Annotated in this window: 28 protein-coding genes and 1 pseudogene; 16 read left to right on the top strand and 13 right to left on the bottom strand. The window is 42.2% G+C overall.

Going from position 1 to position 22,177, the window contains the following annotated elements:
* Window positions 1-140: 140 nt before the first annotated feature.
* Both FEF09_RS32225 and FEF09_RS28225 read right to left on the bottom strand, forming a co-directional pair.
* Window positions 141-473: a hypothetical protein gene (locus FEF09_RS32225; protein ID WP_222597224.1), complete on the bottom strand. Its 333-nt coding sequence runs from the start codon at window positions 471-473 to the stop codon at window positions 141-143.
* Between the two features lie 462 nt (window positions 474-935).
* Window positions 936-1,202, bottom strand: a complete 267-nt coding sequence (locus FEF09_RS28225) for a winged helix-turn-helix transcriptional regulator (protein ID WP_222597225.1) — start codon at window positions 1,200-1,202, stop codon at window positions 936-938.
* Window positions 1,203-1,560: 358 nt separating this feature from the next.
* On the opposite strand from FEF09_RS28225, the gene FEF09_RS35120 reads away from it, so the two are divergent.
* The 5 genes and pseudogenes from FEF09_RS35120 to eptA all read left to right on the top strand — a co-directional run bounded on the left by FEF09_RS35120 (window position 1,561) and on the right by eptA (window position 6,122).
* Complete coding sequence (locus tag FEF09_RS35120) at window positions 1,561-1,779, top strand: hypothetical protein (RefSeq protein ID WP_409994895.1); 219 nt, start codon at window positions 1,561-1,563, stop codon at window positions 1,777-1,779.
* Window positions 1,779-2,225: a hypothetical protein gene (locus FEF09_RS32235; RefSeq protein WP_222597226.1), complete on the top strand. Its 447-nt coding sequence runs from the start codon at window positions 1,779-1,781 to the stop codon at window positions 2,223-2,225. The genes FEF09_RS35120 and FEF09_RS32235 overlap by 1 nt, the downstream gene beginning before the upstream one ends.
* A gap of 273 nt (window positions 2,226-2,498) precedes the next feature.
* Window positions 2,499-2,924 (top strand): hypothetical protein, encoded by a 426-nt coding sequence (locus tag FEF09_RS28235; protein WP_146308190.1) that lies wholly within the window; start codon window positions 2,499-2,501, stop codon window positions 2,922-2,924.
* 53 nt (window positions 2,925-2,977) lie between these two features.
* Window positions 2,978-4,324, top strand: coding sequence for an amidohydrolase (locus FEF09_RS28240; RefSeq protein ID WP_146308191.1), 1,347 nt, complete (start codon window positions 2,978-2,980; stop codon window positions 4,322-4,324).
* A 431-nt stretch (window positions 4,325-4,755) separates the two neighbouring features.
* A pseudogene (gene eptA / locus FEF09_RS28245) lies at window positions 4,756-6,122 on the top strand (phosphoethanolamine--lipid A transferase EptA).
* A 123-nt stretch (window positions 6,123-6,245) separates the two neighbouring features.
* Here eptA and FEF09_RS35125 read toward each other — a convergent pair.
* Window positions 6,246-6,425 carry a helix-turn-helix domain-containing protein gene (locus FEF09_RS35125; RefSeq protein ID WP_222597227.1) on the bottom strand — a complete coding sequence of 60 codons (180 nt, stop codon included), beginning with the start codon at window positions 6,423-6,425 and terminating at the stop codon, window positions 6,246-6,248.
* 1,037 nt (window positions 6,426-7,462) lie between these two features.
* Between FEF09_RS35125 and FEF09_RS33970 the strand changes: the two genes are divergently transcribed.
* The 6 genes from FEF09_RS33970 (at window position 7,463) to FEF09_RS28265 (ending at window position 10,677) form a co-directional block, all read left to right on the top strand.
* Window positions 7,463-8,251: an alpha-L-fucosidase gene (locus FEF09_RS33970; protein ID WP_261387860.1), complete on the top strand. Its 789-nt coding sequence runs from the start codon at window positions 7,463-7,465 to the stop codon at window positions 8,249-8,251.
* Between the two features lie 314 nt (window positions 8,252-8,565).
* Window positions 8,566-8,808, top strand: a complete 243-nt coding sequence (locus FEF09_RS33975) for an alpha-L-fucosidase (protein WP_261387865.1) — start codon at window positions 8,566-8,568, stop codon at window positions 8,806-8,808.
* On the top strand, window positions 8,787-8,927 hold the full coding sequence (locus FEF09_RS33980) for a hypothetical protein (RefSeq protein ID WP_261387861.1): 141 nt from the start codon (window positions 8,787-8,789) through the stop codon (window positions 8,925-8,927). The genes FEF09_RS33975 and FEF09_RS33980 overlap by 22 nt, the downstream gene beginning before the upstream one ends.
* Window positions 8,928-9,118: 191 nt before the next feature.
* Window positions 9,119-9,343 carry an aldo/keto reductase gene (locus FEF09_RS33985; RefSeq protein WP_261387862.1) on the top strand — a complete coding sequence of 75 codons (225 nt, stop codon included), beginning with the start codon at window positions 9,119-9,121 and terminating at the stop codon, window positions 9,341-9,343.
* 161 nt (window positions 9,344-9,504) lie between these two features.
* On the top strand, window positions 9,505-10,044 hold the full coding sequence (locus FEF09_RS33990) for an aldo/keto reductase (RefSeq protein ID WP_261387863.1): 540 nt from the start codon (window positions 9,505-9,507) through the stop codon (window positions 10,042-10,044).
* A gap of 306 nt (window positions 10,045-10,350) precedes the next feature.
* Window positions 10,351-10,677: a hypothetical protein gene (locus tag FEF09_RS28265; protein ID WP_146308192.1), complete on the top strand. Its 327-nt coding sequence runs from the start codon at window positions 10,351-10,353 to the stop codon at window positions 10,675-10,677.
* A gap of 717 nt (window positions 10,678-11,394) precedes the next feature.
* Here the strand turns inward: FEF09_RS28265 and FEF09_RS28270 are convergent.
* The 10 genes from FEF09_RS28270 to FEF09_RS28310 form a co-directional block, all read right to left on the bottom strand.
* Window positions 11,395-12,174 carry a formylglycine-generating enzyme family protein gene (locus FEF09_RS28270; RefSeq protein WP_146308193.1) on the bottom strand — a complete coding sequence of 260 codons (780 nt, stop codon included), beginning with the start codon at window positions 12,172-12,174 and terminating at the stop codon, window positions 11,395-11,397.
* Window positions 12,174-12,911 carry a hypothetical protein gene (locus FEF09_RS28275; RefSeq protein WP_146308194.1) on the bottom strand — a complete coding sequence of 246 codons (738 nt, stop codon included), beginning with the start codon at window positions 12,909-12,911 and terminating at the stop codon, window positions 12,174-12,176. Before FEF09_RS28275 ends, FEF09_RS28270 begins: the two co-directional genes overlap by 1 nt.
* 82 nt (window positions 12,912-12,993) lie before the next feature.
* Window positions 12,994-13,155 (bottom strand): hypothetical protein, encoded by a 162-nt coding sequence (locus FEF09_RS31110; RefSeq protein WP_186774578.1) that lies wholly within the window; start codon window positions 13,153-13,155, stop codon window positions 12,994-12,996.
* Window positions 13,146-13,643 carry a hypothetical protein gene (locus tag FEF09_RS28280; RefSeq protein WP_146308195.1) on the bottom strand — a complete coding sequence of 166 codons (498 nt, stop codon included), beginning with the start codon at window positions 13,641-13,643 and terminating at the stop codon, window positions 13,146-13,148. The genes FEF09_RS31110 and FEF09_RS28280 overlap by 10 nt, the downstream gene beginning before the upstream one ends.
* 17 nt (window positions 13,644-13,660) lie before the next feature.
* Complete coding sequence (locus FEF09_RS31115; RefSeq protein WP_186774579.1) at window positions 13,661-14,197, bottom strand: hypothetical protein; 537 nt, start codon at window positions 14,195-14,197, stop codon at window positions 13,661-13,663.
* Between the two features lie 733 nt (window positions 14,198-14,930).
* On the bottom strand, window positions 14,931-15,221 hold the full coding sequence (locus FEF09_RS28290) for a hypothetical protein (protein ID WP_146308197.1): 291 nt from the start codon (window positions 15,219-15,221) through the stop codon (window positions 14,931-14,933).
* A 38-nt stretch (window positions 15,222-15,259) separates the two neighbouring features.
* Complete coding sequence (locus tag FEF09_RS28295) at window positions 15,260-15,691, bottom strand: MauE/DoxX family redox-associated membrane protein (protein ID WP_146308198.1); 432 nt, start codon at window positions 15,689-15,691, stop codon at window positions 15,260-15,262.
* 11 nt (window positions 15,692-15,702) lie between these two features.
* The gene (locus FEF09_RS28300; RefSeq protein ID WP_146308199.1) at window positions 15,703-17,046 is read right to left on the bottom strand and encodes a serine/threonine protein kinase; all 1,344 of its coding nucleotides are present in this window, start codon (window positions 17,044-17,046) and stop codon (window positions 15,703-15,705) included.
* 196 nt (window positions 17,047-17,242) lie between these two features.
* Window positions 17,243-18,346, bottom strand: coding sequence for an endo-1,4-beta-xylanase (locus FEF09_RS28305; protein WP_261387864.1), 1,104 nt, complete (start codon window positions 18,344-18,346; stop codon window positions 17,243-17,245).
* Window positions 18,347-18,963: 617 nt separating this feature from the next.
* A complete protein-coding gene (locus tag FEF09_RS28310) occupies window positions 18,964-19,425 on the bottom strand; it encodes a hypothetical protein (protein WP_146308200.1) in 462 nt (153 codons plus the stop codon).
* 298 nt (window positions 19,426-19,723) lie between these two features.
* Here FEF09_RS28310 and FEF09_RS28320 point away from each other — a divergent pair, with 298 nt between their 5' ends.
* From FEF09_RS28320 to FEF09_RS35130, 5 genes are all read left to right on the top strand, one after another.
* Window positions 19,724-20,101, top strand: a complete 378-nt coding sequence (locus FEF09_RS28320) for a hypothetical protein (protein ID WP_186774580.1) — start codon at window positions 19,724-19,726, stop codon at window positions 20,099-20,101.
* Between the two features lie 909 nt (window positions 20,102-21,010).
* Window positions 21,011-21,232, top strand: coding sequence for a hypothetical protein (locus FEF09_RS28325; protein WP_146308203.1), 222 nt, complete (start codon window positions 21,011-21,013; stop codon window positions 21,230-21,232).
* A gap of 1 nt (window position 21,233) precedes the next feature.
* Entirely contained in the window at window positions 21,234-21,530 is a 297-nt protein-coding gene (locus FEF09_RS28330; RefSeq protein WP_146308204.1) for a hypothetical protein, read from the top strand.
* An 8-nt stretch (window positions 21,531-21,538) separates the two neighbouring features.
* Complete coding sequence (locus tag FEF09_RS28335) at window positions 21,539-21,748, top strand: integrin alpha (protein ID WP_186774581.1); 210 nt, start codon at window positions 21,539-21,541, stop codon at window positions 21,746-21,748.
* Between the two features lie 32 nt (window positions 21,749-21,780).
* Window positions 21,781-22,044: an FG-GAP repeat protein gene (locus tag FEF09_RS35130; RefSeq protein WP_146308206.1), complete on the top strand. Its 264-nt coding sequence runs from the start codon at window positions 21,781-21,783 to the stop codon at window positions 22,042-22,044.
* The last annotated feature ends 133 nt before the right edge of the window (window positions 22,045-22,177 follow it).

The following is a 22,177-nucleotide window of genomic DNA, read 5'->3' on the forward strand; positions in this document are numbered from 1 at the left end:
CTATTTTCAAAAATGGCTTTATGTTGACTTCGGTAGGTTAATCCGATGTTAATCTATCTCGCTAACTAATTGATTTTAAACTTAAAGCAGGTTCGATTCACTATTTCAGATATTACCACTTAAGACAATATAAGCTCCAGTCATTGCACTTTGCAGTCCAAAATGGCCGAAACAACTTCACTAAAGGCATCAAACCAGCTAATGCTCTTGCGATCAGCATACACTTGGATTTGCCCGGGCCATCCTGGATTACTCTTGGTTATCTTATGTTTATTTTTTAGCCAAGTAGACACCTGTTCACTAAGGTTGAATTTTCCTTCTGATCCGATTTCAAAACCTGCAATGAATGCAACTATTTGCTCTTTATCTAATCGATAAACATACATTAAGGGTCTTCTAAGAAATGTATTATGACTTCCTTGTGTTCGGCTCTCATTGGGTTTGCGATGTTTATTAAGACTTCTATTTTTCAATTGTGCAATATTGGGGAGGGCAATTAGATTGTTTTCTTGAAACGCCCAGCGCCCTAAAGTTCGATGCTGGTGTCAACATAACCAGAATTTTTATGTTGAAAATCTATCATTGGGACCGTCTGAACAGCCACCTACATCGCGGGAGTCTTTGTCGACAGCATTATGCCCGATTATCCATTTTCCTGTTTTACGATGCCGCATAATGACTCCGCAATCAATCATCTCTCCTACTTTTCCCGAAAGATTACCTCCATTATGAATAACATAATAGAATCTTCTTTAATCTTTACAAGCACGGTGGCTCCAAGTGATTTCCGTGCTGTTCTGAAAAAGCAACATGGTAAACATAAGTGCCATTTTTGGGCTTCTGCGCATATATATTGCCAGTACAAATAATACAAAGGAACAAGATGCCAAATATATGTTTCATGAAATAGTAGTTTTAAAATCGGAAAACTTCATCTAACCTTGATTAGATTGCCCGATGCTTTTTCTTTTCCATGCTGCTATATCTTTTAATAAAGGGCAAAGGCTTTTTCCAAAATCAGTGAGCGCATACTCTACCCGGGGAGGAAGCTCTTTATACTGTTTCCTGCTGATTAAGCCATCGGCTTCAAGCTCTCTCAATTGTTCGGTTAACACCTTTTTTGAAATAGATGGTACCCTAACCTGAATTTCGCCAAAACGTCTGGTATTTTTGGAAAGCACTTTAAGATTATCACTTTCCACCGTCCTCCAACAGGGCTATCGTTGCTGTACAGGACAGTCAGTATAGTCTAGTTCATTTTCCATTAGTCACTTTTAGGTTACCACTTTTGTCTTGTTAGCACAGCAAGGGCAATTTTTCAAAATAAACATTTGTTTCTTTACGTAACAAAATAAAACAAAAATATGATTTAGTAACCGGTGCAACAGGGAATTTAGGTAAAGCCACCATTAATTCGTTATTAGCCAGAGGTATTGCCCCAAAGACATTACTGCATTGGTAAGAGATGAAACAAAGTCGGCAGAATTAAAATCAAAAGGACTTTAAATAAAAATTGGCGACTATGAGGATTTTGAATCTTTAAAAAGCGCATTCCAGGGCGTGGACAAGCTGTTGCTTATATCTTCTTCATCAGATATACTCAAAAGGTTTGAGCAGCACAAAAATGTGATCAATGCAGCCAGGGAAACAGGTGTTGGCCATATTATCTATACAAGCTTTGATATGAAAAATTTACAACAAAGTATAATGGGTGAAGAGGTTCGATATCATGCACACACAGCTGATTATCTAAACAAATCGGCATTCCTTATACTTTAATGGATAACACGATGTATGCTGACATGATTCCCTTCCTCGTTGGGAAGGATATATTAAACAATGGTATTTCCATTCCTGCCGGAGACGGCAAAACGCCCTTTTTGCCAATAACGGAAATGGCTGAAGCGACAGCTGTTGTACTGACTACTCCCGGTCATGAGAAAAAGAATATAATCGCTGCAGAAACCGCTTTCTCCTTCGCGCAGATTGCTGAACTCCTATTAGACATTACCGGAAAAACAATACCTTATCACCAACCTGATGTGAGTTCATATATTGAACAGCTCATACAGACCGGTGCCTCGGAAGATGATGCGGCGTACATTGCAAGATTCTGTGTAGCGATTGCTAACGGAGAATTCGATACAAACAGGAGCGATGTAAGACAACTACTAGGCAGGAGTCCGATCAGTTTAAAAGATTTTTTGCAGAAGATATACTGTTAATTGGCAAAAGGCTGTGCAATGAGCTTACTGAATCAACACCATTTGGTTAGAAAACTTAGCACTACCGCGCACCTTGCGAAATCCGGAGATATATCTCCGGATTTCTTGTTTATTAGCTACAATTTAACAAAGGGCAATAAATGTCTGGCGAACAAAAAATCTAATCCCGTGTTATATCCCATGTGCTTTTGACGTAGAATAACCAAATCCTCAAATCATATGGAACACCATCATCACCACGGATGCACGCACTGTGCGTGTAGCAACCCTATTTTGAAAATATTGAAAGATGAGCTCTTCACTCCTGAAAATTTCGCAAAGCTCCCAAAACAAAAGACATTTAAAAAAGAAGAACAGACTCAACCATTTATGGTCACCGGTGGCATTATCCGTCCTATGATCGATGGAGCCGTTGAATCTGTAGGTGCTATTGGTTTCGCAGAAGGCGTTGTAGTAAAGACAGGCACCAAAGAGGAAGTTGCTGCATTTATGAATGATTCCTATCCCGGGTATACCAGCAGGGTACTGGAAGAGGGCCAAACCTTACTGCCCGGTCTGATTGAACCACACATTCATCTTGTTCCTACAGCTATGTTAATGGGCTGGACAAACCTGGATGCATTTGAAGGCCAGATACTAAAACCTGATTACAACATTGACACCCTGGGCAAAACTATTGCCAATGAGGCTAAAAACTAGCTAGTCTGGATCCTACGCTATGGTTCCTGGGTTCAGGTCTTGATCCGGCGCTGATGCCTTTATTAAAAAATAATACAGAGCTGTTAACGATAGACATCGACCTGCTGGACAGTATTACCACAGATGCGCCGGTGTGCATTATCGCAGCATCTATGCACACCTTGTATGTAAATACAAATGCACTGTGGCTGATCTGGAATTTTCCGGACAACATTGACCTGCTTAACACCTACTCTTCTTTCAATGACTACAAAGAGAAAACAAAGGGACAGTTACAGGAAAGCGCTGGGATGACGCCTGCATTGAAAGCCATTCCGCCGTTACAGAAAGCAGACTTTTTCCTGAAATCATTCATCTATTTAAAACAGATCTTTGACACTGCTAATTCCAGAGGTGTCACCTTCATGCATGATGCGGGCATGAATAAGGGGCAGCAGGAAATACTGGAAGCATATCTGGCGGTATTCAAGGGAACTGTTCGTATCGGCGCAGCCGAAGTATGTAATTCGATGGATGATCTGAACAAAATAAAGGATTTCCCTGTTCCGCCAACCGTATACAAAGACATCTACAAGAGTCATGTGAAAGTAATCACTGATGGTTCTAACCAGGGATTGACAGGGTATCAGGCCGACCCATATTTATGTAATCCTGCTCACAACTATGGTGTGTACAATTTCGCGGACAAGTACGATGATAGGCCGTTGGTTCCTCCGAAGGATTTCCGGCAGCTGATGCAGGAGATTGTAACGGTTAAACAATGGCCGGTGATGATCCATGCGAATGGCGATCGCGCCGTTCAATTTGCGATAGACTCATTTAAGGAATTTATTCCTGATCCTTCTTCAGGGGTGCGACACAGAATAGAACATTGCTCCCTGGCAACACAGCAAAACCTGATAGACATGAAAAATCTGGGAGTCTCTCCAAGTTTCCTGATCGGGCACGTGGGCTACTGGGGATATGCATTCCAGGAGGCGATCTTTGGGGAAAAATCAAACATGCTGGATCTCTGTGCCAGTGCTCTGCAGCAAGGTATGCGGATCACCCTGCATAGTGATAATTCGGTAAGTCCGCTGGGACCATTGAGAATGATGGAGCAGTCCATCACAAGGAAAATGGAGGCGGACGATGAAGCAGGCGTATTGAATGGAGCAGAATGTATCACGCACGAACAGGCACTGAGGGCTATTACCTACGACGCGGCATGGCAATGTTATGCAGAACAGTGGACAGGATCGCTGAAGGCTGGTAACTTTGCGGACTTTGTCGTACTGGCGCAGGATCCACTGACGATGAAGAACCCCTTTATGAATATGCGAAATATCGAGGTGGTGGAAACCTGGGTGGCAGGATTGAAAGTGTATAGTACAGTGCTGGAAGAAGCAGGTATGGTATGATAAAAGAAAGAAAATATAAAACAGCCTGATTTGACGATACGGCGGAATACGGTGTTAACAATCAATACCAATTGGTTCGGGAACATTCCGCTACCGGGCACATAAAATGGTAAAGCCGCTCTGAGAGCGGCTTTACCATTTTATACATGTTTCTAGTATCCCCCAACTATCTGATGTCCAGAGACTGGCAGGAATCTTTATCAGACGAAAATTTTATAATATTATATTTTGTATTAATTTCATTGATTATTCCAGTCTATAAAAAGGTTTATGCGTTTATTAAAAGATAAAATAAAAATCGTTCACTTTTCTTTATTAATAAGTTGTCTTAACTTCTTATTCTTCCATTTTCCTTTTTTAAATTTATTTTTAATAGTCTTGACTATAGAAGTTTTAACGGCATTACTATTATCATTTGTTTTATTCTACTAATGCTGGTGGCAAATGCTTTCGCCTTTTTTTTGATACTCTTTCTATTCCGGTTTGTAGGAAAAATTATCCTGGCATTACTCTTTGTCGTCAGCGCAATTGCAGTTTACTTTATTAACACTTACGGTGTTATAATAAATGCAGAAATGATGGGTAACGTGCTAAATACCAATTATGCTGAGGCGTCTGGTTTTTTTCCATAAAATTACTACTCTATATAGTGCTGCTCGGTGTTATTCCCGCCGTTATTATCATAAAAGCCCAAATAGCCCATGTAACATTCAAGCGATTTTTAGTCATCACTTTAGCCAGTTTATTATTTATGTTAACTGTTGCATTTGCGAATTCCCCAAATTGGTTGTGGGTTGATAAAAATTCAAAAGTGCTGGGCGGGCTTGCCATGCCGTGGAGTTACACAGTAAATCTTTCTTTGTTTTTTGTACATAAACAACAGGAAAATGAAAAAGAAATATTATTGCCAGATGCTACCATAAAAGATGACCAAAAATCGATTGTTGTTCTGGTAATAGGAGAATCCGCCAGAAGTGAAAATTTTTCTTTATACGGGTACAGTAAAAATACAAATCCATTGCTTTCAAAAACCCCTGGTGTATTTCATTTTAATGCTACCTCTTGTGCTACCTACACAACTGCAGGTGTAAAGTGCATTTTAGAAGCTAAAAATACCGGGGAGTTGTATGAGATTTTGCCCAATTATTTATATAGGAATGGCGTTGAGGTCGTTTGGAGAACCACAAACTGGGGAGAACCACCTGTTCATATAAAAAATTATCTGAACAAAGAGGCGCTGATGAAAGATTGTAAAGGCGACAGATGCGATTACGATGAAGTTCTTTTGAATAACCTGAAAGAGCAAATAGCAGCAAGTACAAAAAACAAGATATTGATAATATTGCATACAAGTACAAGCCACGGACCTGAGTATAGCAAAAAATATCCGCCTCAGTTCGAAACTTTTAAGCCAGTCTGTAATAGCGTTGAATTAGCAAAATGTTCTAATACAGAACTGGTCAATGCTTATGACAATACGATTGGTTATACCGATTATATTTTATACAATGTAATTGAAGATTTAAAACAATTAAAGGAATATAAAAGTGCAATGATTTTTGTTTCCGATCATGGTGAATCTTTAGGAGAAAAAAATCTATACATGCATGGTTTGCCTTTAAGCCTTGCGCCGAAACAACAATATGACATTCCTTTTATAGTTTGGACATCTGATAACAGTTTAAAACAACTGAAAACTGAAAATTCATTGTCACAAGATTATGTATTTCACAGTGTTTTAAATTTTTTAGGCATACAAAGTCCTGTTTATAATGAGGAATTGAACATCTTTAAATAATTGAAAAAATGCCCCTTCAAATCCAACGATCTAAGGGGCATTTTTTCGTTGGTTTCCAGTCCTGTTTGCGATAAATACGAGTCATCTCATTATTTCGTCTGGAAAATTCGATGCCGTTTATCTTCATTCCAATATATCTGTTGCGTGATGTTGTTCTCTGTATTTCCCGGGTGTAACGCTTGTCACTTTTTTAAAGATCTTAATAAAGTGCGGTAACGTATCAAACCCCACCCCTTCTGCTATGCTTGAAAGAGAGTGACTTGTAGTCACCATTAGAAATTGTGCTCTCTCAATTCTTTTCATATTAATATATGCCAGAGGGCGGTGGCCGTTAATCTCAGGAATAACCTCGATAGGTGGTCCGGATGCAGATTCACCATTTGAGAAAGCCCGTTTACGGTCAGTTTCTCCTGAAGGTTTACCTGAATGTATCCGAGTAAATCCACCACTTTTGAGGGGATACTTGCCGTATCAGGATGAGCTGTTTGCCCCGGAAGTAAAAATTTAGATATTAATTGCAGAAGAATCCCCTGAGTTTCCATAAACAGGGCATAATCCTGTTTACAGTTAAGATCTTCATATTCCGGTAGTAGATGTTTTTCTCATAGACCAGGGGATTGTCCGAACGATTAATCTTCCGAAATGGATTTATTTCCAATAAGCGCTTGAATGCTGCAATATCAAGAGACGAGGCTGCTATCTGCAATAGTGTACGTCTATTTTGGAATAATGACATCCCATCTACCGTATCTTCAAAAAAATGAATAAAATATTGCCCCAGAATTGTTTCGCATTCAAGATTACACAGTGTAAAACTGGGAATTAAATACAGAAACCCCGGCTCCAGCTGCACAGCAGACCGCATATCAGACACCCTTCCTATGCCTTTATCAATATAATACATGCGATAGTAGGGGCTTAACACGTTTCTATAATTCCATGTTTTACCCAGCGTCACATAATCGACATGTAATAATGTAAATACCTGGCTGATTATCCTTCGGCTCATAGCGTCAAAAAGTCGGATTTATATAATACAAAGTCGAATCTATGCAATTTATTCTTATCGTCGCTTTTTAGCTTTGCTAACATCATTGTGAACACTTATATGTATCAACAGATGAAATTCATATTTCCACGTGCGAAAATCAACATTAATAAAACCGGACTGTTTGTTCGACAAAACCTCCATTTTAGGCAATGCTTCTTATTGTATGAATATCGCCTGATTACACATTCTCAATCCCTTGCCAGAAGGAACTTTGAAAGGAATTGTTTCAGATACAGTATACCATTTGCAAAACGATCAGGATTAAATTGTTTGACAATAAAATAACTTAATGGACAGAAGATCTCTTTTAAAAAACGTAATGAGCTTGCTACCTGCCGCCTTTGTGATGAACAATCCACTTAGCAGTCTTGCTGCCTACGAACCTACGGTGAAAAAAGGACCTTTTCAGCCTGACTGGAGCTCTCTTGAGCAATATAAGACGCCAGAGTGGTATAAAGATGCGAAGTTTGGTATATGGGCACATTGGGGCCCGCAATGCCAACCTGAGTATGGAGACTGGTATGCCAGAGGAATGTACCAGGAAGGCAGTGATCAGTATGAATACCATTTGAAAAAATATGGCCATCCTTCCCGTTTCGGATTTAAAGACGTCATCCATGAATGGAAAGCAGAACAATGGGACCCGGAAGAACTCGTAAGATTATATAAGGATGCCGGTGCAAAATATTTTGTAGCACTTGCCAATCACCATGATAATTTCGACCTATATGATAGTTCCTTCCAGTCATGGAATAGCGTCAGACAAGGACCCAAAAAAGATATTGTGGCAGGATGGGCAAAAGCAGCGAAAGCGGCGGGTCTCCATCTTGGCCTGAGTGTTCACGCCGCTCACGCATGGAGTTGGATGGAAGTTGCTCAACGTCATGATCTCAAGGGAGCGTTATCAAATATACCATACGATGGAAAGCTTAGTAAAGCTGATGGGAAGGGTACGTGGTGGGAAAAACTTGATCCGCAGGAATTATATGCCCAAAATCATCCACTGAGCGCAAACAGCCAGGACAATGGGATGATACATCGTCAATGGGACTGGGGAAATGGTGTACTCCCCGTCTAAACAATACTGTGATAAGTTTTTTAAAAGGACTATTGAACTAATCGACAAATATCAACTGATCTCCTGTATTTTGATGATACTGCACTTCCGCTTTGGCCTGCAAGCGATGTCGGGTTAAAAATCGCCGCTCATTTTTATAACAGAAGTATTGACAAACACGGCGTCGTACAGGCTGTTATCAATGGTAAAATCCTTAATGAGCAACAACGTAAATGCATGGTGTGGGACATCGAAAGAGGCCAGAGTAATGAAATACTCCTTATTACTGGCAAACAGATACGTGCATAGGCAACTGGCATTATGACAAACGTGTACTGGAACGTCACCATTATAAAAGTGCTAAAACAGTCATCCATACCCTGATAGACGTAGTAAGCAAGAACGGTAATTTGCTGTTGAGCATCCCTGTTAAAGGCAACGGATCCATTGACAGCGATGAAAGAGAAATTATCAGGGGCATCACCGCCTGGATGAAAATAAATAGTGAAGCAATATATGGCACACGTCCATATAGTGTCTATGGTGAAGGTCTGCAATGCAGGAAACTGCGGCACTAACAGCACAGGGCTTCAATGAAGGTAAAGGAAAGCCATTCAGCGCAGAAGATATCCGGTTCACACGAAAGGGAGAACGTTATATGCTACTACGATGGGTGTACCTGGAAATGAAGTATTAATCAAAACAATTAAAAACAAGAATATTACAAGAATAACTTTACTGGGTTATAGTGAAGATCTTCAATGGCATCATACGGCAGAAGGTTACGGGTCAGCTTACCGGACAATAAGCCTTCCGATATAGCAGCCGTTCTGAAAATTGAGAATGCTATTTAAAAGGTTTCTATTAATTATAAATCGGTAACCTCATATGATTCAACTACCGCCCGTAATTGCGGGGACGAGCAGCCTCGGGAATCTATACAAGGAGATCCCTTTTGAGCAGAAAAAAGAGATCGTCAGAGCCCATATTGAAGCTTCCGCAACTCCTGCTGTTTTTGATAGTGCCGGTAAATACGGAGCGGGGCTTGCACTGGAAACACTTGGACAATGCCTGAAAGAGTTAGGCGTATCCCGACAGGGTTATGATAAGTAACAAGCTTGGGTGGGTAAGAACAGCGTTAATCAGTGAGGAGCCCACCTTTGAACCGGGTGTATGGCACAATATAAACATGATGCCAAACAAAGAATAAGTCGCACGGGAATCATTGAATGTTTTCATCAGGGCAATGAGTTACTAATGGCCATGCGGCCACTATGGTCTCCGTTCACGACCCGGATGAATATCTATTTACTGCTGTTAATGACGATGAAAGAGAAGAACGCTATCAGGACATACTTGCTGCCTACCAAAGTTTACATCAGCTCAAGAAAGACAGTTATGTTACATCAGTTGGAATTGGTTCAAAAGATTGGAGAACTATTCAACGGATCAGCAATGACGTTGATCTTGATTGGGTGATGTTTGCCAATAGTCTGACAATCTATCAACAACCACCAGCACTACTGACATTCGTTGCGGAACTTGCGGCCAAAGGCGTGCATGTCATCAACTCAGCCGTCTTTCATGGTGGCTTTCTAACTGGCAGCGACTACTTTGATTACAAACCAGTTTCCAGGGAACATCCTGCGCATCAACAATTATACATGTGGCGTGACCAGTTGTATAAGATTTGCCGGGAATTCGAGATAGATCCTGCGGCTGCATGCATCCGTTTTGCTATGAGCATACCCGGGGTTAGTAGTATAGCTCTTAACAGCACCTCACCTCAACGTACAAAAAGAACACAGCATTAAGTCATGTTGAAATACCGGATATGTTCTGGCAACGAATGAGAGAAGCAGGATTGATTGGCGTAAATGCGCCCTCAAATCCAACGATCTGAAGGGACATTTTTTCGTCGGGCCTACCGGACGATCTTAATTTTAGATGTGTAAAGTCGGAATGACAGGATTCGAACGTGCTTTAAAATGACAAATCCGCTACCATAGCGGATTTGTCATTTTAAAGCACGTTTCATAATATTAATAAGTCTCTCACAATCGGCATAAAAGTAATAACTTAGGTTTCTTCCCGGGAAAACGCACCTAAATTCAAATCTGATGTTGAGAAAACATGCTGTACTCGCAGGAACAATAATTTCGATATTACTGATACTGATTGCCACCGTTGTCTATCCGGGAGGTTCCGTAGCTAATAAAAACTCAGTCGGTTTTCAATGGACACAAAACTTCATCAGCGACCTGTTTGCTGATAAAGCCATAAACGGAGCAGGCAATACTGCCAGAGTGTGGGCAGACGCAGGTATGGTTATGCTTTCGGCCAGCTTTGCGATATTCTTTGTCCGTTTCTCTAAAAAAATACCGAACAAAGGGCGGCCAATGTTATTAAATATCTGGGCGCCGGGAATATGCTATTCAACTGCTTAATAGCTACCCCACTGCATGATATAATGGTTGTAATAGCGAGCACACTGCTTTTGGTAAGTCTATTTTATATTACGGTATTTATTATGCAAACGAAACTACACTGGCTTAAATTTGCTTGTGTGGTTTGCATGCTTCTTTACTACATCACTATGTTTTTGTATGGCTCAACGTTCCGGGAGCCTTTGCCCGTTATGCAAAAGGTAACCTTTCTCAGTTCCATATTGTTAGTGTTGGCACTGGAGTACTTTACGACATCAGCAAATTTTGCACATATCAAAACAAAAAGGAAGCTTTCTGACCCCGAAACTATTTCAGAAAAAACATCAGTATAATACTAAAGCTGGTATGAAAAAGGCAGAAAGATATATTGATGCATTGATTTTTATCGATCCTACTTCAAAATGGATAAAATGAACGCGTCCTCTATACGACTTCTTAAACATTTATAGGTGGTTAAAAAAAGTGATTGTTTGATTACCTCTCTCCCAGGCGAAGTATCGGGGTAGGAAATGTAACGGTATTATTATATTCGCCAGGGCAGCTCAGAACAATCAGGCGATCATCACCTTTATCAATTAAACAGGTTATTTACATGTTTGCAGGGCCCCGAACAGTTGTAACCAAAAGTATATTTAACAATGGAGGCGTATGCAGGGGATTAGTGTAACAGAGAAGAACATTTTATGAGCATCCCGGTTACGCAAGTAGCTGGGATGTTCACTTTTTGACCACCCTGAAGCCCTGATTACTAAAGGATGCTCTTCTATGCACCCTTCCAATATCTACGGAGTTAAAATAGTGACAGGAGTGCTGACTACACCACCATGAGCCGCCCCTTGCATGTACCGTTTTCTCCTCTTTGAGGTGCCCTTCACAAAACTCGAATACATTTCCATACATGTCGTATAGCCCCCAGCGATTAGGTTGGAAGCTGGCGACGGGAGCAGTATACATATATCCGTCGGAGCCGTCTGGTTCCAGATGGTCATGTGCATGCCAGATATTGGCGTAACGACCGATCTTTCGGCTGTCTTCTCCCCAAAAATAGGTGGTTCTGGCGCCTGCGCGGGAAGCGATCTCCCATTCTTCGAAGGAAGGAAGCCTTACCTGTGCCCATTCGCAGTAGGCTTGAGCATCATTGTAGCTAATGGTGGTAACAGGATGTTGCATTTTGTCGTCAACACCACCGCGGCTCACGCCGTTAGGATACCGCCAACAGGCAGTACTGTCCTCCAGCCAGCGGAATTCCTTCAATCCAGGTTCGAAGACCATCGCATTGTGTAGCCGCTCCGCATCGGTGACATAATGCGTAGCGGCTACAAATTCTGCAAACTGCTGATTAGTGACTTCTGTAGCGCCGATAGCATAGGCATCCACATGGACCTCTCTGGCAGGATTAAGGGCATGCCCTTTAGCACCGACCCAGTAGTTTCCGGTGGGTACCTGCACGAAGGACGTATCAGGCAGGAATAAACTTATCAGTAGTGAGAATATCATTAATTAGCAGCATTGTACATGCCCATGGCCCGTTGTATGATCAGGTCTTCATTGGCCTGATTGAATAAAAGGTAGGCGTTATAAGTACTGTTCTTGCTATACAGCTTGGTATAAGATACTGATTTGACAAAAGGTTCATATTTTGTTTCTGCCATGAACTCCATCAGTACTGTCAGGATGTCCAGATCTTTGTGATCACGTTTAAAGAACTCCACGAGGAAAGGGACCATCTCAACGGCCTTGATCTCTACTAACGCCATTTTGTAGTTGAGCCCTATACGTTTACTACGGTTCGCAGATTCTTTGATGATCTCCATCACAGAATCCCGGTTGGCCTGCAGAAAGTCTCGCTGACGTTCACTCCAGTTTAGTTCTGCGTAGTTGTCCGGCAGGTGGCCGAAGACTTTTTTATGCTCATCCTGAATGGGTGGTTCAACATCACAGTTCTGGCTATATGATTCCGGATTAATCATGTGGTAAGTAAATTTCTCGCGGAGCGTGAGGGACATATAGTCTTTAGAACTCATTATGGTAACGTCTTCCATATATGCTGTATTCTTTTTGATCAGCCCTTTCACCTTGGCAAGGCCATAGGGAGGAGTGGTCATTTTTAGCCTATATTCACGATAGGCGTTGCTTTCCGCGCTTGCGGGTTTCCAGCTTTCTTCCTGATTCTGATCCTGGGCAAAGGTGGCTAAAGGTAATAGCAGGGCTAATGTAGCAGCAATTAGTTTCATGGTTATATGCATTCTTAAATATAAAGATACTAATGAACTGACTAAAAATACGCCCGGAAATCAGTGGATTTTGTGTTGTTTCCTACTCTCCTTGCGCCTTTGCCCTTTTCTCTATAATCTGTTCGGCCTCCATGTTAAAAATGGAATCCGGATATTTCCTGATGAACTTTTCCGGCGTCATACCCCAGTCGTGGTTTTGTGCGTCCACTTCTGCCTGCGTAATCATCCCTTGCGCTACCTGCATTTCAAAACATAGCCGATAAAGGGTGCTGACAAACCCTCCCAGCGTGGAGCCGTTTTTAAAGTAAATATCGACGTGTTCTTTTTTATACTTGATACTACTTTTCCGTCTTCGATATCGCGGATAATTGACGGCGCACCTGTTTTTAAATGTATCCTGACAATAATTACTTCATCGCTCATTTCGTGCCGGGTAACTCCTTTTACTTTCGCCATGTTGATGCTATCCGTGAGGAAAAGCACTTCCTTGCCTCCGTATCTGGCGTATACAGCATGGGTAGCCAGCTGGTTATAAAAAGCTATCTTGAAACTGGTTTCAGGATAGCTGAATTCATATTTTGAACCGCGGATAGTATAAGATATATTATTGCCATCCATCTGGTAGCTGCTTAATACTTTTGAATAGTGATCCACACGCTCGTAAGCTAGTTTTTGCGCCTGTATGGAAAAGATATTGATAAACAGTATTATCGGAAAGAAAAGATGTTTCAAGGCGTCACTTTTTGAGTTTACTTACTAATTTTGTCGGCTTCCAGTTTGCCCTCTTTGGTAATGTAGTATATCATACTGACATCATAGCCGGTAATCACTTCAAAAAAGGCATCATAAGTAGATTTGTCGCGGAGCTTCTTTTTATCCATGTAAGTACCATTCACCACCCAGCCTACCTGAACATGCTTGTGATTGGCCGGTTGAAACGCCGGCAGTTCGTACCGCTGTTTGGTTTTGTAATTATATATTGCTCCGTCAGGAAAGTCATAAGAAGAATGTGGGGCGGCACCACGGCCAAAATACTTCCCTTCCAGCAATATAAAATAGTCCCCGGAAAAGTGAACGATCGTAGATATATTGTCATCATTCAGCAATCGCTTTCCGGTGCCATCTACCAGGTCGGAAATTACATGCCCGCCGGCTGTTTCGTTTAAGATAACGATGCCGATACCTGGTGGGAATTTGTCCTTGTTGTCCGGATCCAGATTGGGTCTTCTTGCTCCGATGCAGGCTTTGAACTCATCATTGTCCAGAATCTTCTTGTTATTAAGCACAAAGTAATTAATGTCCCTGTACAATTTATAAACCCGGTTATTACGCTCACTCTGGTTAATGTCAAAATCATATAAGATACCAGGTGATTGTCCGTTTCGGCTTCGTCATATAAGCGATCTGCAATCATTCCGTTAACTACAACGGCTGCTTTCTTAGTTGGAGTTCCCGTGTTTGGTTTATTGGCGGACATTGTTACCGCGAGTTCCGTAACGCCTTTATCCGCAGCTCTTTTGTTTTTAAGTGCTGTTTCCTGCGCCTGTTTCTCCATCAGGATCTTTGCGGCCTGTTCCGCAGCTCTAACGTCCGCCCGACGCTTGTCTTCCGCTTTTCGGGCAATAGCTTCTTTTGCATCCTCCGCGTCACACGCAGGACATTGCGTATGACCTTCGGCGTATATATTTTTATTCCTAAGGCTGTTTTTGGCATATCTGCAAAAGGAACCCGCCGTAGCAACGTGAGATTGGGCTGAAATATCGATTATCACAAACAGCAGTAGTGCAGCAAGAAAGAACCAAACTTTTATCATAGGTGGTATTATGCCCCTAATATAAAGTATTTGGCGATGCTAAATTCAAAAAAACGAGGGTAAAAGGCGCTGGTAAGCCGGGTTGAATACCAATGGTGGGATTTATGAAGGGTTGACTCGCTAAGTAACAATGATTGCTATAAATGAAAAGGACCTATCTGTGATGATCACAGATAGGTCCTTCGCCACTGGGGTACACGCACAAATTAACGGCAGGAATCGGTCTGATTAGTGCCAACTGGTGTAACATACGCCGGATCTATTTCGTCCACACGCGCCCAGCTAAACTCGATCGGGATAATGTAAAAACAGGCTGAATTTCCTCCTGAAATACAGCAGGTAGGATCATAGGGAGCACCACCATGTGCACGGATGAACCATTCACCGCTATCATCCTTTTCATAATAGAAATCTTCTCTTCTTTCTTTAGCGGTGACAGCAGCTATACCTAACAGCGAAGCGACCACCAGTACTACATTAGACAGTTTGATTTTCATAAATTTGATTTTTAGAATGAATAAATATGATAAAGCCGTTACACTGTTCGCGCGCGCATGCCACGCCAGATGAAAGCCGTGCTTAACATTCCGGGGATAAGTACGATCAGGTTGAGTACCAGCTGTTGATGCCAGGTAATTGTTCTGAAAACGCCGGCACAGGCACAGGGCACTTTACTGAACACTGTTGACAAGACCAATAAAATATAAACAGTAAAACCCAGCATCAGCAACGTACCGGCCACAATACCAGCCCTGTTCAGGGAAGGCACCAGCAACAGTATTACTATGAGCAGTTCTGCCAGCGGTATCCCCCATTTCAATGCGGGGATCATCGCACTGTGAAACACCTGTGCTTTAAGGCCGTACTCAAAGATGCTCAGGTTAGCGAGCTTGTCTAATGCCGTATAAGTAAACAACAGCACTAACATCAGGGACGTAACAAAAGGAATGGCTTTTTTCCAGTTCATAGGATTGATTTTTATGAATAAAAGGTGATCAGGTCTTCCATTTGGGTTATAGCTATGTTCATCGTGACTCTGTCTAAATGGTTGCTATCGGTCATTTTTATGATCAGATCTGACAGACGGGACTCCACTTCATATTCCTGTAGTTTTCCTCTGACTGTATACATCTCGCCGAAAAAGATCCGCTCAGGTAACGCTCCTGTCAGGAAATAGGCAAGCAGGGCGCCGAGCGAATACACATCGTCGCCGAAATGGGGTTTCATATAGCTCATCTGCTCCGGCGACATATACCCGATCGTGCCTAATGTAAAAGGAGGATCCGGAAGTCCGTCGTGCAGGCAGCAGGCCATTTCAAAGTCAATGATATATGTTCTGCGTCTGCCGTCAACGATGAAATTCCTTTCATTGATATCACGATGTACGTAACCGGCATCATGCATATCCTTTACAAGTGATAATATAGATAGGTAGACTTCCAGTATGATCTTTTTTATATCAGTACCAAGGTCCTTCCAGTTTTTCCCCTGCCTGATCTGTTCCAACCATCGACCTGCATGCATCCCGTCTACGTATTCAATGACGAGAAAAGAAAATGCCTCATATTCGACGAGATCTATAAATTTTGGCGTCCTTACATATGGTTCCAGGGCTTTGATCACCTTCTTCTGCCAGCGTAACTTATCCCGTATATCCCTGCCAAAATGATCATCACCTGTATGGCTGTTGCCCTGTTTGATCAGGCACCATTTAAAGGGGCGTTTAAAATTAAACCCTTTATAGATAGTGCCTTTGGGACTATAGCTCAGCTCTTCCACCGGCAGATAAAAAAGACCGACGAATTTTCTGGACGCAGGCTTCCGGTATTTTTTCTCCACTGTAAATGGGAAGGAGTCTTTTGTTGGTTCCGGTTTCCTGTTACTGACCTCCTGTGCATAAATGATATTTGAGATCCGTATACAATCCTGAATAATACATCCCGCATACGTCTCTGTGAGGGGTAGCAATCTATCTATCAAATGCCGCCCCTCACCTTCTGTCCGGGCATGAAACTGGATTCCCTTTCCGATCAGATGTGGTCCATACAAGCCGGCATTCAGCCTGTAGGCTTCATGCTCGTTCCTGATGATCCTGAAAGATGTATTAGCGTCCTTTAATATTGGAAGTATGTCATTGAGCAGTGCTTGCAGACTTGCTGTTCTCACCGACAAATAAATCAGCCAGCCATGTGTAGGCCTAAATTCACCGGACCTCAACCAGATATGATCGTCTGTGAATTTCACTCCGGATGCTGTCAGCAGTTTATCATTTTCCTTTAATGGCAGTTCGAATGCCTTTTCCAGACGGGTATATTGCAGCATCTCTTTGGGGTTTTCATTTTCAATGGGGTTATTAATGGTACCTGCAGGTTAACTTATCTCTAAATTACTATTATGTGCTGCAATCTGTCTGCACTCTATTATCAAAACTTATTGGGGAAATATATGTACCGGTGTCTGCAAATGCAAGACAGGGCTTTGCAAACATGATCGTGACGGGAATACGTGGCGACTGCCTCTAAAAAGCCACAACGTCCTGAAAGGCTTTTTTAGGCTGAAAGTTTCTGTCAAACAACAAAGGATAATCCTTTCTGCCCCTTACAGGGAAATCATCCAGCCAGCTATGCCTGTCTGATATATTCCAGAAAGTCACACCGGTCAGTAATGCTTTGTACTTACGGAATATTTCAAAGCATACCCGGTACTGTGCTGCCTGCGCGATTTCCTTCTCCTTTGTAAAACTGGTATCATAGTCATTCGCACGCCTTGCGCGGGCTTCATGCTCTTTTGGATAAACAGAAATATCGAGTTCCGTGATCTGCAACGGAATCTTTAACACAGCAAAATCGGCAAATGTCTTCTCCAGCTGTTCTCCGGAAGGTTCGTTAATAGCCCAGTGTCCCTGTAATCCGACGCCCTGAACCGGTACACCCTTATTCCGCAACTCCCTTACCATCCGGATGATCTTCGTCCGCTTATCGGGGTCTATCTCGTTGTAATCGTTATAAAAAAGTACTGCCTCCGGGTCTGCCGCATGTGCCCATTCAAATGCTTTTTCAATAAACTCAGGGCCACAGATCCTTAGCCATGCTGAATTGCGATAAAACTCGCCGGGTTTGTCACTGATCACTTCATTGACCACATCCCAGGCGTATATCTTTCCCTTGTACCTTGTTACGACCGTTGTAATATGCTCCTTTAGACGCTGCAATAAGACTGCTTTAGATACTGTATCACCCTTATTATCTGTGAACATCCATCCGGCCACCTGACTATGCCAGCAAAGCGTATGGCCTCTTACCCGCATCCTGTTCCTGACCGCAAAGTCAACGATAGCATCTGCCCTTTTAAAGTCATAGTCATGCTCACGTGGATGGATAACGCCCATCTTCATATCATTTTCCGGGGTGACACTATTGAATTGTGAAATGATGAACTGTCCTTCATTTCCTTCCAGAGCACGTGAGGAAACAGCTACGCCAATGGGAAACATGGATCCATAGTAGTCTTTTAAGCCTTTTTCGGGTGTACTCTGGGCTAAAGAGGAGCCTGCAAATAAAACGCCTGAGACACATATCAGCAGGTGTTTTGTTATCTTATGAAAACCTGATTGTTTAAGCATAACTAAAAGTGGCGTATAATTTCCTAACGACAATTATTGATCTAAAAGTCTTAAGCTGTCACTATTCTTTAGCGCCGTCCCAAGTAGACACCACGCACTTGAAATAGTGACAGCTCTTATTACCTAAAGTCCACCAATGAATTCAATACAATAGCCTTCACTACATGCATTGCTGATATGGAAGTAGACTCCTGATATTGTAGTCTGGATTCTAAGACTATTACCTCCGGCCAGATAATTATTAGGCGAACTCAGGCTGAAAGGGTAAGTCCCTAATGAAGTACCACCTGATGTTGTAAAGGTAATGGCAAAAGGAGTTGTACCGCTTCCGCTAATCGAATAGTTGATGGTACCCACTGGCTGTCCGGCACCGGGCGTACCAGTAGTGGTACCAGTGATCGGAAAAGCGAATGCAAAATTGCGTGACGCCTTACCAGCTACGCGCGGATTTTGTTGACAGGTGCAAACTTGAAAAGGAAAACAGGCACAATGCTAAGGCAACGGGAAACAAATTTTCATAAGATAACTTTCTTTGGATTTGGGCTAAAATGTCCTGACGAATATAACTACTTTTTCACTTAAAAAGCCGATCAAAATAAATTTAAACAGACGGCTATTTATTTTCTGAGCTCAACCAGCACTGACGCTATCTCCCCGAAATGGAATAAAATCTCGTATTGGGACTTAGTTTCATCGTCAACTGATAAGTTCAATATCTCAGCCAGCAAGCCGGTAGTATCTTCTTTTAAAGTTATTCCCTTTTTATATAAGACTACATAATGTGCGGTACAACAGTCCGTGACTTCTCTTCCTATTGCTGATTTGCAGATACATACCAGATTAGGCAATCCATTAACTGAAGCGCCACAACATCCTTGCATTCTGGTAAGATCGTGATGATACGATAGATTATGTTTGTCTGATATAGAGATATAGTAGTCGCCGCTATTATCAATTCCGTATTGGCCTGTACGGAGAAGCATTTCTTCGCTCCTTCCCGAAAAATCCAGTTCTATCTGGTCTTCCAGCAAATTGGATATTCTACCACCACAATTATTACAAACAATAAACCTTTTCATTATTGCAAATTAATAATTGTAGTTTGAATTATGAATTCTCCCCTTGATTCAAGTGATTGGCGTTCCTGATAAATAATCCTGAAGTATTCCTCAGTTATTAATCAGCTCCCAGGTCTGGAACTAAAGTTGCTATTGAACTAAGCAATCCGCTTTCGGAATTAACATTATTCATTTAAATTCAACATAAAATTAATCGGTGTCAGATGCAACATACGCTATCAGATCTACAGACAGGAAAGCAAAGCACACTAAGCTGTGATGAGGCTATTTTTACGACAGCACAAACACAGGCGGTAAGATGAAAACAACCAGCAAGACAGCTGCAGATGCCACAGCAGCACGCCAGTTGTTTTTCAAAAAAGAGTGGGAATTGCTGAAAAAGGGCGCAGTATTGCAAGCTGATCATGCAGCTGCCGGAGAGCCGCTACTTCATCTTTTTATAGGAGGCGCTTACACAGGCTGTCTTTCGTTCGAAGCTACGCCTCAGGGCATCTATATGTATCGTTCCGGCGGCAACGAAATTGGTGTACAGGAAGAGTTGCTACGTATTGATAATAAGGGCGCAGTTATTGAGCAGTGGCTCTACCAAAGGTACTGCCCTGGGAAGTTCATTATGATGCATCGGCCAATCAACTATTGCTGGATCTGGATCATTACATTTATGAATATGATTTAAGTGCAGGAGCCTTACGCAGCTAACTGATCATCTTAATCAACCTGCGAGTTTCACTTCTGTCGCTACAGGTATCAGAGCTTATGCTACGCATCCTCATTATTACATTCAAAGATCTGATAACCATGCGCGAATTGAAACAGCTTTCGAAATAAAGATTATTATGGTTCGATTGCTTGCTGTGCCAGTCTATCACCCGATGGTAAATTGCTCGCCATGCATAACCGGGAGCATAATGTGGATTTGATTGACACCATACCGGAAAGCAACTCAACACGATAGAATTACCGTTTGCAATGGCAGAATATCTTGCATGGACTCACGATGGCAGCGAACTTGTCGTCCATGAGAGATACAAGCATTTACACTTCTTTACCATAACTACCGGACAGGAAGTAATTTACGACGGCCTGACCATACCCGCATATACAAAGGATGTGAGGAACTTTTGCTTTAATGAAGATCATCGTTACTTGTATGTCAACAGCGTACAACGGCATTCGTGTTTGACTTTATCAACAAACAGTTTCTTATAGTTTTCAGATACAGCATTGTGTAAATCCGCGGAAATCAATTCATCAACAGCCGCCAATTAGGCGTGCGTACAGACTACGGCTGCTTTAGTATTTATGCCTTATAACCCCATACGATTCGCAATGATCGCTGTCCGGTAATATGACTTTCCGGACAGCGATCTATCGGCTATGATAAAAAATAAATCCCCCTCCTCGCCGACCATAACATACCTTATTTCTTACAAGACGCATGATGAATTATTAAAATATTTTATCTATTTTAGGAACCGAAACGTTAGCTCAAAATCCCTATAATAATCAATCCTATTTTATAACCATATAACCCGCACCATGAAAAAGCACTACTTTTCAGCCCTTTTTGCTTATTGGCGTTGGCGTGAGAGCTAATACCGTCCCAGATGCAGACAACAGCCCGGGACCTGAAGCTGGCCTTAACGCCTACTATACCGCTGACGCAATGCGTATTACACCGCAGGACGCGACACAGCAATGGATGTTTAGTCTGGCGATAAAAGCAGTAAACGGACATAAACCCGGGTCCGAAGCGCTTATAAGCAGACAAAAAACGCAGTACAATTCGATCATGGCCATCATTTAAGGTGGAATACACCAATGATGGACAAGCTATCCGGCAACATTTTATCATCCGGGAGCCCGGTGAAGCCGACGGTAAACTGACGGTACAATTGCAAGCGGAGAACAGCTGGCATACCATGTATGGTAGCGCCAATAGTCTGATATTCAAAAGCAAAGATCAGGTATTTAATTACGGCGATCTTGAAGTAGAAGATGCAACAGGTAAAAAGTTGCCCGCGCATTTTGATGTACAGCAAAATCAGGTGGAGATCACTGTAGATGCCGGACGATTGCTTATCCGGTCTCTATTCAAACGATAATAGATCCGTTGACAGAAAGACATGCCAGAACCGTACTGGAACGTAATCAGGCTGGTATTCAACTGGGAACTGCCACTACTACTGCGGGAGACATCAATGGAGATGGATTTGTAGACATTGTTGTTGGTGCACCTTACTATAGTAATGGTCAGACGGCGGAAGATTTTTTTCGGATATCCTCCGGGACTAAATTTCTGGTCCGCCGGACGCCAGCATAGCAACAAGGCTAACAGTCTGATGGGAACTTCAGTTGCAGGTGGGCGATGTAAATGGAGATGGATATCCTGATCTGTTGGTAGGAACTCCCAATATGCAATCTGCAGTTGACGAGGGTATATGCGCGATCTTCCTTGGAAGTCAATACGTACCGCCCTGTACGGCTGCCCCTGAGACAAAAAAACAGACTTCACGTATAACTTCCCCCGCCAGCATAGATAGTTTTGCTGTCGGGTCCGGATACACGGTACTAAAATACGGCCCCGCTCAAATGAGCGGGGCTCGTATTTTAAACTGAAAAGTTTAACTTAACAGTTCCCCCATACCAATAGCTTATCGCTTCTTCGAATTGAGGCGTTATGGCCTGATTAATAGCTTTGATATATTCTCCTGTTGACGGGTCAACACTGTTCTAACGGCCTTTTCCCTTT

It is taken from the genome of Chitinophaga pinensis (assembly GCF_007896845.1).
GTDB lineage: Bacteria > Bacteroidota > Bacteroidia > Chitinophagales > Chitinophagaceae > Chitinophaga > Chitinophaga pinensis_C.